This is a genomic window from Pseudomonas sp. S3_B08, assembly GCF_054667725.1.
Genome location: NZ_CP162750.1, coordinates 5056817 through 5069576, shown reverse-complemented (window position 1 = coordinate 5069576; position 12760 = coordinate 5056817). Strand labels below are relative to the sequence as shown.

At 59.8% G+C, this 12760-nt stretch carries 12 protein-coding genes; 11 read left to right on the top strand and 1 reads right to left on the bottom strand.

What is annotated here, in order from left to right:
* Nucleotides 1-118 precede the first annotated feature (118 nt).
* Entirely contained in the window at nt 119-1045 is a 927-nt protein-coding gene (gene epsC / locus AB4N73_RS22930) for a serine O-acetyltransferase EpsC (RefSeq protein WP_024011175.1), read from the bottom strand.
* A gap of 190 nt (nt 1046-1235) precedes the next feature.
* On the opposite strand from epsC, the gene AB4N73_RS22925 reads away from it, so the two are divergent.
* From AB4N73_RS22925 to AB4N73_RS22875, 11 genes are all read left to right on the top strand, one after another.
* Entirely contained in the window at nt 1236-2228 is a 993-nt protein-coding gene (locus AB4N73_RS22925) for a D-cysteine desulfhydrase (protein WP_460142587.1), read from the top strand.
* 282 nt (nt 2229-2510) lie between these two features.
* Nucleotides 2511-3311, top strand: coding sequence for a cystine ABC transporter substrate-binding protein (tcyJ, locus tag AB4N73_RS22920; protein WP_016772199.1), 801 nt, complete (start codon nt 2511-2513; stop codon nt 3309-3311).
* A complete protein-coding gene (gene tcyL, locus AB4N73_RS22915) occupies nt 3311-3976 on the top strand; it encodes a cystine ABC transporter permease (RefSeq protein WP_016772200.1) in 666 nt (221 codons plus the stop codon). The genes tcyJ and tcyL overlap by 1 nt, the downstream gene beginning before the upstream one ends.
* A 4-nt stretch (nt 3977-3980) precedes the next feature.
* Nucleotides 3981-4730 carry an L-cystine ABC transporter ATP-binding protein TcyN gene (gene tcyN, locus AB4N73_RS22910; protein ID WP_076565047.1) on the top strand — a complete coding sequence of 250 codons (750 nt, stop codon included), beginning with the start codon at nt 3981-3983 and terminating at the stop codon, nt 4728-4730.
* Nucleotides 4731-5192: 462 nt separating this feature from the next.
* A complete protein-coding gene (locus tag AB4N73_RS22905) occupies nt 5193-5957 on the top strand; it encodes a hypothetical protein (RefSeq protein WP_252887122.1) in 765 nt (254 codons plus the stop codon).
* A gap of 263 nt (nt 5958-6220) precedes the next feature.
* Nucleotides 6221-7462, top strand: a complete 1242-nt coding sequence (locus AB4N73_RS22900) for an SfnB family sulfur acquisition oxidoreductase (protein ID WP_460142586.1) — start codon at nt 6221-6223, stop codon at nt 7460-7462.
* A gap of 27 nt (nt 7463-7489) precedes the next feature.
* The gene (locus AB4N73_RS22895; RefSeq protein ID WP_460142585.1) at nt 7490-8683 is read left to right on the top strand and encodes an SfnB family sulfur acquisition oxidoreductase; all 1194 of its coding nucleotides are present in this window, start codon (nt 7490-7492) and stop codon (nt 8681-8683) included.
* The gene (locus AB4N73_RS22890) at nt 8683-10041 is read left to right on the top strand and encodes an LLM class flavin-dependent oxidoreductase (protein WP_236168235.1); all 1359 of its coding nucleotides are present in this window, start codon (nt 8683-8685) and stop codon (nt 10039-10041) included. Before AB4N73_RS22895 ends, AB4N73_RS22890 begins: the two co-directional genes overlap by 1 nt.
* Nucleotides 10042-10167: 126 nt before the next feature.
* On the top strand, nt 10168-10977 hold the full coding sequence (locus AB4N73_RS22885; protein WP_236168236.1) for a MetQ/NlpA family ABC transporter substrate-binding protein: 810 nt from the start codon (nt 10168-10170) through the stop codon (nt 10975-10977).
* A 2-nt stretch (nt 10978-10979) separates the two neighbouring features.
* Nucleotides 10980-12101 carry a methionine ABC transporter ATP-binding protein gene (locus tag AB4N73_RS22880; protein ID WP_460142584.1) on the top strand — a complete coding sequence of 374 codons (1122 nt, stop codon included), beginning with the start codon at nt 10980-10982 and terminating at the stop codon, nt 12099-12101.
* Nucleotides 12091-12735 carry a methionine ABC transporter permease gene (locus AB4N73_RS22875; protein ID WP_460142583.1) on the top strand — a complete coding sequence of 215 codons (645 nt, stop codon included), beginning with the start codon at nt 12091-12093 and terminating at the stop codon, nt 12733-12735. The genes AB4N73_RS22880 and AB4N73_RS22875 overlap by 11 nt, the downstream gene beginning before the upstream one ends.
* The last annotated feature ends 25 nt before the right edge of the window (nt 12736-12760 follow it).

The following is a 12760-nucleotide window of genomic DNA, read 5'->3' as shown; positions in this document are numbered from 1 at the left end:
CCGTGCCGAATCCATAATCGACCCGGTATTTCAGGTCGATGTATGACGCAAAACACCTCGGTCGGCCCCCTCTCCCCTCCGGGAGAGGGCTGGGGTGAGGGGAAAAGGATTCCACGGCCTACTTCTGCGTCCCGTCATCATGCTGCAGATTTGCCTGCGTCAGATTCGCCCCCGCCGGCACACTGCGCGTCAGCCAGACGTTGCCGCCAATGGTCGAGCCCTTGCCGATGGTGATCCGTCCGAGAATCGTCGCCCCGGCATAGATCACTACGTCATCCTCAACGATCGGATGACGCGGATGGCCCTTCTGCAACTGGCCGTCCTCATCCGCCGGGAAGCGCTTGGCCCCCAGGGTCACCGCCTGATAAATCCGCACCCGCTCACCAATGATCGCGGTTTCGCCAATCACTACGCCTGTGCCGTGATCGATAAAGAAACTGCGGCCGATCTGCGCGCCCGGGTGGATATCGATTCCGGTCGCCGAGTGCGCGATTTCCGCGCTGATCCGCGCCAGCAGTGGCAGTCCGGCACGGTATAAATGGTGCGCCAGGCGATGGTGAATCACCGCAAGAATGCCCGGATAGCACAGCAGCACTTCATCAACGCTGCGCGCCGCCGGGTCGCCGTGGTAGGCCGCCAGCACGTCGGTGTCGAGCAGCGTGCGCAAACCCGGCAATGCGAGGGCAAAATCCTGCACGATCTGAATGGCGCGGGTCTCGACTTCACTGTCGTCCTGCGCGCTGTGGCGGGCAACGTAACGCAGCTCCAGGCGCGTCTGCGCCAGCAATGCATTGAGCGCTACATCAAGCGTGTGGCCGACGTAGAAGTCTTCACTTTCTTCACGCAGATCGACCGGCCCCAGACGCATCGGGAACAGCGCGCCACACAGCGCCTCGAGGATTTCCGCCATCGCCGCTCGCGACGGCAATTCGCGGCCGCCCTGCTCTCCTGAAGCCCGGCCATTCTGTGCGCGCCACTGATCCCGCGCGCTGCGCAGCTGGCTGACGATGGTCTGCAATTGCCAATGGCTGGAACGCTCGCTCACGGTAAAGACTCCTCACGGGCGGCCGGACTGTCTGGCCGCGTCATCGGCGCCTACTTTACGGCATGGCTTTGCCGACGAATTAAGAACCGATAGTGCTGGCCTCAGTCCATTTGGCTATAAGCGATTGGCGGTTGCCCGTGCAAAAACGCGTGCCTATAGTCCTTTCATTCTTCTGCGCCAGTACGGACCCATGATCAAACAACAGCTGCAACGCTTCCCCCGTCTCGAACTGCTGAGCCACCCCACGCCGCTGGAAAAACTCGAACGCCTGTCCACCTGGCTCGGTCGCGAGGTGTACATCAAACGCGATGACCTGACGCCGCTGGCGATGGGCGGCAACAAGCTGCGCAAACTCGAATACCTGGCCGCCGACGCGCTCGCGCAAGGTGCTGACACGCTGATCACGGCCGGTGCGTTGCAATCGAACCACGTGCGCCAGACCGCCGCGCTGGCCGCGAAACTCGGCCTCGGTTGTGTGGCGCTGCTGGAAAATCCGCTGGGCACTGATGATGGAAATTACACCGGCAACGGCAACCGCTTGCTGCTGAATCTGTTCGACACCAAAGTCGAGCTGGTCGACAACCTCGACAATGCCGACGAACAACTGGCCGCCCTCGCCGTGCGCCTGCGCAGCAACGGCAAGAAGCCGTATCTGGTGCCTATTGGCGGCTCCAACGCGCTTGGTGCTCTGGGTTATGTGCGCGCCGGGCTGGAGCTGGCCGAGCAGATCAAGGACAGCGGCCTCGATTTCGCCGCGGTGGTGCTGGCTTCAGGCAGTGCCGGTACTCACAGTGGTCTCGGACTGGCGCTGAGTGAGGCGCTGCCGCAACTGCCGGTGATTGGCGTGACCGTTTCGCGCAGTGAAGAAGATCAGCGCCCGAAGGTGCAGGGGTTGGCCGAACGCACGGCAGAGCTGCTGGGCGTCGAGTTGCCGGCCAGCTTCAAGGTCGAGCTGTGGGACGAATATTTCGGCCCACGTTATGGCGAACCGAATGCCGGGACTTTGGCGGCGGTGAAACTGTTAGCGGCTCAGGAAGGTCTGTTGCTTGACCCGGTGTACACCGGCAAGGCCATGGCCGGCCTGTTAGACGGGATTGGCCGGCAGCGATTCGATGACGGCCCGGTCATCTTCCTGCACACCGGGGGCGCGCCAGCGTTGTTTGCCTACAAGGATTTTCTGTAAGAGCAGATCAAGAGATCGCAGCCTTCTGCAGCTCCTACATGAGATCACCTGCAGCAGCTGCCGAAGGCTGCGATCTTCAAGCAGTCACGCATATTCCTGAAATGAATAACAATTTTAGTATTAAGTATTTTCAAGTCTAAAACAGACATCTTATAGTCTCGCCGCAGGCGAATTTCAGGCGAGACGCTTAAGCTGCTTTAAGGCAGGATAGCGCTGTCGTCCAGATCACCAATTTGCCTACATTCCTTAAGCGTCTTCCATAAGAAAACACAGGGGCTTGTCATGAATTTTTCCGCACTACGTCGCACTCTGCTGGTCGGTTCGCTGGGTCTTGCGCTCAGCGCCGGCCTGATCGGTCAGGCAGTGGCCGGTGAGCAGTTGCAACAGATCAAGGACAAGGGCGTTCTGAACGTCGGCCTGGAAGGCACTTACCCCCCGTTCAGCTATGTCGACGAGAACGGCAAGCTGTCGGGTTTTGAAGTGGAGCTGTCCGAAGCGCTGGCGCAAAAGCTCGGCGTCAAGGCCAAGATTCAGCCGACCAAATGGGACGGCATCCTCGCCGCACTGGAATCCAAGCGTCTGGATCTGGTGGTCAACCAAGTGACCATTTCCGACGAGCGCAAGAAGAAGTACGACTTCTCCGAACCGTATACCGTCTCTGGCATTCAGGCCCTCGTGCTGAAAAGCAAAGAGTCGGCGCTGAACATCAAGACTGCCGCTGACCTGTCCGGCAAGAAAGTCGGTGTCGGCCTGGGTACCAACTACGAGCAGTGGGTCCGCGCCAACGTGCCGGGTGCTGACGTGCGCACCTACGATGATGATCCGACCAAATTCGCCGACCTCAACAACGGTCGTACCGATGCCATCCTGATCGACCGTCTGGCTGCCCTCGAATACGCCAAGAAAGCCCCGAAAACCGTAGCTGCCGGTGAGGCCTTTTCGCGTCAGGAATCCGGTATCGCCCTGCGCAAAGGCGAGCCTGAACTGCTGGCTGCGGTGAACAAGGCGCTCGACGAACTGCGTGCTGACGGCACTCTTGAGAAACTGTCGAAGAAATACTTCAACGCAGACGTCACTAAATAATGGAAGAGGCTTTCCAACTCGCGCTGGATTCCGCGCCCTTTCTGTTGAAGGGCGCGTACTACACGGTAGTCCTCAGCCTCGGCGGGATGTTCTTCGGTCTGCTGCTGGGCTTCGGCCTCGCGCTGATGCGCCTGTCGCGCTTCAAATCGGTCAGCTGGCTGGCCCGCATCTACGTGTCGTTCTTTCGCGGCACGCCGTTGCTGGTGCAGTTGTTCGTGATCTATTACGGCTTGCCGCAACTGGGCATGGAGCTTGATCCGCTGCCAGCAGCGCTGATCGGTTTCTCGCTGAACATGGCCGCCTACGCCTGTGAAATCCTCCGTGCCGCGATCGGTTCGATCGAACGCGGTCAGTGGGAAGCCGCTGCGAGTATCGGCATGACCCGCGCGCAGACCCTGCGCCGGGCCATCCTGCCGCAAGCGATGCGCACGGCATTGCCGCCGCTGGGCAACAGCTTCATTTCGCTGGTCAAGGACACGGCGCTGGCCGCGACCATTCAGGTGCCGGAGCTGTTCCGTCAGGCGCAGCTGATTACCGCCCGGACTTTTGAAGTCTTCACCATGTATCTTGCCGCCGCGCTGATCTACTGGATTCTGGCCACGGTGCTTTCGCACTTGCAGAACAAGTTGGAAGAGCGGGTCAATCGGCACGACCAGGAGTCCTGACGCGATGATTGTCGTGGAAAAACTGACCAAGCAATTCAAGGGACAGGTCGTGCTCAACGGCATCGACCTTGAGGTAAAGGAAGGCGAAGTCGTCGCGATCATCGGTCCCAGTGGTTCGGGGAAAACGACGTTCCTGCGCTGCCTGAATTTCCTCGAAGAACCCACCAGCGGCCGGATCAAGGTCGGCGATATCGAAATCGATACCAGCCGCCCGCTGAACCAGCAGCAAAGCCTGGTGCGCAACCTGCGCCAGCACGTCGGCTTCGTGTTCCAGAACTTCAACCTGTTCCCCCATCGCACCGCTTTGGAAAACGTCATCGAAGGCCCGATCGTGGTCAAGAAGATGCCGCGCGACCAGGCAGTTGCTCTGGGTAAAAAGCTGCTGACCAAAGTGGGGCTTGCCGGCAAGGAGGACGCGTATCCGCGCCGGCTTTCCGGTGGCCAGCAACAGCGCGTGGCAATTGCCCGGGCGCTGGCGATGGAGCCGGAAGTCATTCTATTCGACGAACCGACCTCCGCCCTCGACCCGGAACTGGTCGGCGAAGTGCTGGCGACCATCCGCGGTCTTGCCGAAGAAAATCGCACCATGGTGATTGTCACCCATGAAATGGGTTTTGCCCGTGACGTGGCCAATCGCGTGGTGTTTTTCGACAAGGGCGTAATTGTTGAACAAGGTGAAGCCAAGGCACTGTTTGCCAACCCGAAAGAAGAACGCACCAAACAGTTTCTCAGCAAGTTTCTGAATCACGCCTGAGAACTTTCTCTGCCACAGCCCTCAACTTCCACGGACGGAAGTTATCCCTCCCCCGGCATTTCATTCTTCTAAACATTTATTACTTGTGTGCGCAGATAAACATTGCGCAACGATGACGCACATCCTCGATTCGTCATATTTCCACACGTTTGCCGGTGAACGAACCCGCACAAAACGCCGCGAAACCGCTGTTTATCTGTAGCTGATTTCGCGCTTACGCCTAGGCTTATTGCCTCGATGACGTAGGAGCTTTCTGATTAACTTGTAATTTACGCATTAACTAATCCCCTCTATTGACACCCCTCTCCGCAGACTTTTATCTAGTCGGCAACCGGCGCCCCTTAGTTCAAACAACCCGCACTAATACCGAGCAAATACTTGTCGCTTTTATTGCCAGTTGATTCGCGCCTTTTTTGTTTTCCAGAAACGGATTTCGCTGCAAGACTTCAAGGAGAGAAACCGATGACCCGCACTTCGCACACACCCGAACTTGCAGCGCCAACGCTGGCATGCGCACAAAAAAACGGCATCAACCTGGCAACGGCAGCTCACCTGCTCATCGACGTGCCGCCCTACTGCGACATGGACGTTGGCGATCTGATCGAACTGTTCTGGGACAAATGCTATGTCGCGTCAAAAGTCCTCAGCGCGGCCGATGTGGGCGAGTCGGTCAGCCTGCGGGTGCCGGAGAGTTTCATCACCAACGGCACCGCGCGCATTCACTACCGCGTGATGCAGGTCGGCCAGGGCGCCGCGCTTTCGGCAACGACGCGGATACAGGTCAAACTCGATTGCCCGGGTGGCCAGCCCGCTGCGCACTGCGAAGATGAAAACCAGCAACTGGCACCGGTGATCATCCCCGAAGCGATTCGCCGCCAGGGCGTCAACCCCAGCCAGATCAAACGCGGCGTGCCGCTGACTATCGAGCCTTATCTGAACATGGCCGAAGACGACGCCATCACATTGCGCTGGGGTGATGTGCGCATGGATCTGGCGGCGCTCACTGCGGCCGACGTCGGGCTGCCGATTCAAGTCTGGGTGCCACCGGCGGTCATTGTCGAAGCGGGCGAAGACCTGCGGCTGGACGTGACCTACTGCATCCTCGACCGGGTCGGTAACAACTCGCGCTGGGCACCGCCGCGCACACTGAAAATCGGTTGCGTGAATCCGTACGTGAAAGTCCCGTTGAAGCCCGAATTCAAGGCCGCTGAATCACGTACCAAGTGAGACCTGCTCAAGGTGGGAGGTCAGTTATCTCTCACCTGAACCTCGTTAACCAAGCCGAACATCCACCCTTCTATGCATATTCCTAAAAGTTAGTTTATTTAATTTTTATACACGCTTAGGGTATATGCACCGGACCACCGGACATTCTTTCAATCGCCGCACTTCGCGGCGTTTTTCATGAGATGTGAGGTAGGTATGGTCCGGAACACAATCACCCCAGTGCAGATCGCCAGGGCATTGCGTGCAGCCAGGGAGCGGCACTGATGTCCAGTCTGGCAGATGCGAATCTGCAGTCCGATCTGGACATCGCCCCACTGTTGTTGCCCGCGCAAGTACTGCGCAACGACGCTCAAGCCATCAAGGCCGCCCACGAGCTGGCGCAGGCCGCCCGCGTGCAGGCGGCCAAACGCGACCGTCAGCGCAAGCTGCCATGGTCGGAAATCGAACAGTTCACCCGCAGCGGTCTGGGCAGCATTGCCATCCCGCGCGAATACGGTGGCCCGCAGGTTTCCTTCGTCACATTGGCTGAAGTATTCGCGATCATTTCTGCCGCCGACCCGGCGCTCGGACAGATTCCGCAAAACCAGTTCGGCATCATCCATCTGTTGCTCGGCACCGCTACCCAAGCGCAAAAAAAGCAGCTGTTCCAGAGTGTTGTGGAAGGTTGGCGCATCGGCAATGCCGGCCCGGAACGCGGCACGAAAAACACCTTGGAACTGAATGCGCGAATCAGTGCAGATGGCGACGACTACGTGATCAACGGCCAGAAGTTCTATTCCACCGGCGCCCTGTTCGCCCACTGGGTCGCGGTGAAAGCGCTCAACGATGACGGCAAGCAAGTGCTGGCCTTCGTCCGTCGCGGCACGCCAGGTTTGCGCATCGTCGATGACTGGTCGGGTTTCGGCCAGCGCACCACCGCCAGCGGCACGATCCTGCTGAACAACGTACGCGTCGAGTCGAGCCTCGTCATCGACAACTGGAAGATCAACGACAAGCCGAACACCCAAGGGGCAGTGTCGCAGCTGATTCAAGCGGCCATCGACGCTGGCATCGCCCGTGGCGCCATCGACGACGCCATCGACTTCGTCAAAACCCGCGCGCGACCATGGATCGACGCCAAGGTCGAGCGCGCCAGCGATGACCTCTACGTGATCGCCGATATCGGCAAACTGAAAATCGAACTGCACGCCGCCGAAGCGCTGCTGCGCAAGGCCGGACAAGTGCTTGATCAGGTTCACGCGGCGCCACTCACTGCTGAGTCCGCTGCTCGCGCTTCGATCGCCGTGGCTGAAGCAAAAGTACTGACCACCGAGATCTCGCTGCTGGCCAGCGAAAAGCTCTTCGAACTGGCCGGCAGCCGCGCGACCCTCGCCGAATTCAACCTCGACCGCCACTGGCGCAACGCCCGCGTGCACACCCTGCACGACCCGGTGCGCTGGAAATATCACGCGGTCGGCGCCTACCGACTGAACGGCACTTTGCCGGCTCGCCATTCCTGGATCTGAGACGACCAGTCATCTGGAGAACCCCCCATGACGCTTTCCCATCACGTCGCGCTCATCACCAGCGATGAGCAAGCCCTGATCGTCGCCAGCGACCTGGCCGAAGATTTCAAACGCGACAGCGCGATCCGCGACCGCGAACGCCGCCTGCCATTGGCCGAGCTCGAAGTGTTTTCCCGCTCCGGCCTGTGGGGCATCAGCGTGCCGAAGGAATATGGCGGCGCAGGTGTTTCCAACGTCACCCTGGCCAAAGTCATCGCCCTGATTGCGCAGGCGGACGGCTCGCTGGGACAGATTCCGCAGAACCATTTCTACGCACTGGAAGTGCTGCGCGTGAATGGCAGCGATGAACAGAAACAGCGTTTGTACGCCGAGGTCCTCGCCGGCCAGCGCTTCGGCAATGCGCTGGCGGAACTGGGCACCAAAACCGCTCACGACCGTGTCACCCGTCTCAAACGCGACGGCGCTGGTTATCGCATCAACGGTCGCAAGTTCTACTCGACCGGGGCGATTTACGCGCAGCGCATTCCGACGTCGGTGGTCGATGAAAACGGCGTACAGCAACTGGCCTTCGTCCCGTGCGAGAGCAAGGGCCTGACGGTGATCGACGACTGGAGCGGCTTCGGCCAGCGCACCACTGGCAGTGGCTCGGTGGTGTTCGAAGATGTGTATGTAGCGGCTGAAGACGTGCTGCCGTTTCAGAGCGCTTTCGAGCGCCCGACCACGGTCGGCCCGCTGGCGCAGATTCTCCACGCCGCCATCGACACCGGCATTGCCCGCGCCGCTTTCGAAGATGCCTTGCATTTCGTGCGCAGCAAAACCCGTCCGTGGATCGATTCCGGCAACGACAAGGCCACCGAAGATCCGCTGACATTGAAGAGCTTCGGCCACTTGAGCATTCGGTTGCACGCCACCGAAGCCTTGCTCGAACGTGCCGGCGAAATCCTCGATGCCGCGCAAGCCGAAACCAACGCCGAAACCGTCGCCGCCGCATCGATCGCGGTTGCCGAAGCGCGGGCGATCAGCACGGAAATTTCCCTCGCCGCCGGCAGCACCCTGTTCGAACTGGCCGGCAGCCAGGCGACGCTGAGTGAACACGGCCTCGACCGCCACTGGCGCAACGCCCGAGTGCATACCCTGCATGACCCAGTGCGCTGGAAATATCACGCAGTTGGCAATTATTACCTCAACGACGAAAACCCTCCGCTGCGAGGGACGATCTGATGAGCGCTGCGAAAAAGAAAATTCTGCTCAATGCGTTCAACATGAACTGCATCGGCCATATCAATCACGGCCTGTGGACGCATCCGCGCGACACTTCGACCCGCTACAACACGATCGAATACTGGACCGAACTGGCGCAGTTGCTTGAGCGTGGATTGTTCGATGGTTTGTTCATCGCTGACATCGTCGGCGTCTACGACGTTTACCAGAACTCGGTGGACGTCACGCTGAAAGAGTCGATCCAGTTGCCGGTCAACGATCCGCTGCTACTGGTTTCAGCGATGGCAGCCGTCACCAGAAACCTCGGCTTCGGCCTGACCGCCAATCTCACTTACGAGCCGCCATATCTGTTCGCCCGACGCATGTCGACGCTCGATCATTTGAGTCGCGGCCGGGTCGGCTGGAACATCGTCACCGGTTACCTGGACAGCGCCGCCAAAGCCATGGGCCTGCGCGAACAGGTCGAACATGACCGCCGCTACGACCAGGCCGAAGAGTATCTGCAGGTGTTGTACAAGCTCTGGGAAGGCAGTTGGGAGAACGGCGCGGTGCTCAACGACCGCGAGGAGCGTATCTACGCCAATCCGGAAAAAGTGCACAAGGTCGAGCACAAGGGCGAGTTCTATCAGGTCGAGGGTTATCACCTCTGCGAGCCGTCACCGCAGCGCACGCCGGTATTGTTCCAAGCCGGCAGCTCCGATCGCGGCTTGCTCTTCGCCGGGCGTCATGCCGAGTGCGTATTCATCAGCGGCCAGAACAAACCATCGACCAAAGTGCAGGTCGACAAGGTCCGTGCCAGCGCGGTCGAAGCCGGGCGCAATCCTCAAGACATCAAGGTGTTCATGGGCCTCAATGTGATCGTCGGCGCCACCGAAGAAGCGGCGTGGGCCAAGCATGCCGAGTACCTGAGTTACGCCAGTGCCGAGGCCGGCGTGGCGCATTTTTCCGCCTCCACCGGCATCGACTTTGCCCAGTACGAAATCGACGAACCGATCCAGTACGTGAAGAGCAACGCGATTCAGTCGGCGACGAAAAACCTGCAGAACAACGACTGGACCCGGCGCAAATTGCTCGACCAGCACGCCCTCGGTGGTCGTTACATCACCGTGGTCGGCTCGCCCGAGCAGGTGGCGGATGAACTCGAATCGTGGATCGCCGAGACCGGTCTGGACGGCTTCAACCTGACCCGCATCGTCACCCCGGAAAGCTATGTCGATTTCATCGAACTGGTGATTCCCGAGCTGCAGCGGCGCGGCTCGTACAAGACTGCGTATGAGGGCGGGACCTTACGCGAGAAGTTGTTTCACGGTGAGGCGCAGTTGCCTGAGCAACATGCCGGCTCTTCGTACCGACGCTAAAAGCATCGCTGGCAAGCCAGCTCCCACAAGGGTCTGCGGCGCACACAAAACCTGTGGGAGCTGGCTTGCCAGCGATGAGGCCACAACAGGCACCACAAATCTTATGCACTGACTGGAAAACTCATCATGACCAAAAAAACCCTGTCCCACCCAGTCAAAGCACTGGCTCTGGCCTTCGGCCTGTTCAGCTCGGCGGTATTCGCTGCGGATGCGCCGCTGAAAATCGGCACCACCGCCGCTTTTGCCATCCCGCTGGAAGCCGCCGTCGAGGAAGCCTCCAAACAAGGCCTGAAAGTCGAACTGGTGGAATTCACCGACTGGATCGCGCCCAACGTCAGCCTCGCCGCTGGCGACATCGATGTGAATTACTTCCAGCACATTCCGTTCCTGGAAAACGCCAAAGCCGCGTCCGGTTTCGATCTGGTGCCATTCGCTCCTGGGATCATTAACAACGTCGGTCTGTATTCGAAGCGATACAAAAGCTTCGATGAGCTGCCCGAAGGCGCCAGCGTCGCCATCGCCAACGACCCGATCAACAGCGGACGCGGTTTGCAATTGCTCGCCAAGGCCGGGTTGATCAGCCTGAAACCGGGCGTCGGCTACAAAGCCACCGAAGACGACATCGTCGCCAATCCGAAGAAGATCAGGATTCTTCAGGTCGAAGCCGTGCAACTGGTGCGCGCGTATGACGACGCCGATCTGGTCCAGGGTTATCCAGCCTATATCCGCTTGGCGAAGACCTTCGATGCCGGCTCGGCACTGCTGTTCGACGGTCTCGATCACAAGGAATACGTGATCCAGTTCGTCATCCAGCCGAAGAGCAAAACCGACCCGCGCCTGATCAAGTTCGTCGACATCTATCAGCATTCGCCGGCCGTTCGCGCGGCACTGGACAAGGCCCACGGCAAGCTCTATCAGGCCGGTTGGGAAAGCTGAACATGACTGCCGCGATCCAACGGCGACTGGAGCTTCCAGAGCCACACAATGCTGAAAAAACCGAGTTGCACCCCGAGTTGAATCGCGCCCACGTACGCTTTATTGGCGTGGGCAAAACCTACGACGGCCGGCAAGGTCCGGTCGCGGCCTTGCAGGGCATCGACCTGGCGATTCAGCGTGGTGAAGTGTTCGGCATCATCGGCCGCAGCGGCGCCGGCAAGTCGTCGCTGATCCGCACGATCAATCGCCTGGAACAGCCAACGTCGGGGCGGGTGCTGATCGATCAGGTCGATATCGGCGAGTTCGATGAAGACCGCCTCGTCGCTCTGCGCCGGCGTATCGGCATGATCTTCCAGCACTTCAATCTGATGTCGGCCAAGACCGTCTGGCAGAACGTCGAGTTGCCACTGAAAGTCGCCGGCGTGCCGAAGGAACAGCGCGACAACAAGGTTCGCGAACTGCTCGAACTGGTCGGCCTGCAAGGCAAGCACAAGGCGTACCCGGCGCAACTCTCCGGTGGGCAGAAACAGCGTGTCGGCATCGCCCGCGCGCTGGTGCATGACCCGGACATTCTGCTCTGCGATGAAGCGACATCGGCACTCGATCCGGAGACCACGCAGTCGATCCTCGGCCTGTTGCGCGAGATCAACAAACGCCTCGGCCTGACCATTGTGCTGATCACTCACGAAATGGCAGTGATCCGCGACATCTGCGATCGCGTCGTCGTGCTTGAGCATGGCCATGCGGTCGAGCAAGGGCCGGTGTGGCAAGTGTTCGGCAATCCGCAACACGAGGTCAGCCAGACCTTGCTCGCGCCGCTGCAACACGCCTTGCCGGAAGAACTGCAAAGCCGATTGCAGGCGCAATCCACGGCTTCTGATGCAGCGGTGGTGTTGCGTTTGCAGTTCACAGGCAGTGCCGCTGATGAGCCGGATCTGGCTGCATTATTTGCGGCGTTGGGTGGCCAAGTGAAGCTGCTTCAGGGCGGCGTGGAAAGGATTCAGGGTCATGCGCTGGGGCAGCTTTTACTGGCCGTCAGCGGCTCGGCGTTCAGCGCCGGGCAATTGCGCGAACGCGCCGGGCAATGGGCGCAACGAGTGGAGGTATTGGGCTATGTGGTTTGATCGCTTGCTGCAGGGTTTTATCGACACCTTCCTGATGGTTGGCGTGTCGTCGTTGATCGCGCTGCTGGCGGGGATTCCCATGGCGGTGATTCTGGTCACCAGTGACAAGGACGGGATCTATGAGGCGCCGCTGTTGAACCGTGCGCTGGGCGCCTTGGTCAATCTGTTCCGCTCGATCCCGTTCCTGATTCTGATGGTTGCGCTGATTCCGTTTACCCGCCTGATCGTCGGCACCACCTATGGCGTGTGGGCCGCTGTGGTACCGCTGACAATCGCCGCAACGCCCTTCTTCGCGCGGATCGCCGAAGTGAGTCTGCGCGAGGTCGATCATGGTCTGATCGAAGCCGCGCAGGCCATGGGTTGCCGGCGCTGGCATATCGTCTGGCATGTGCTGCTGCCCGAGGCGCTGCCGGGGATTGTCGGCGGTTTCACCATCACCCTGGTGACGATGATCAATTCGTCGGCCATGGCTGGGGCAATTGGTGCTGGTGGGCTGGGGGATATCGCTTACCGCTACGGTTATCAGCGCTTCGACAGCCAGATCATGTTGACGGTGATCGTCTTGCTGGTGGCGCTGGTGGCGGTGATTCAGTTGGGTGGGGATCGGTTGGCTCGGGGGTTGAATAAGCGGTGAGCAAATCTCGTGATGTTGGCTACGT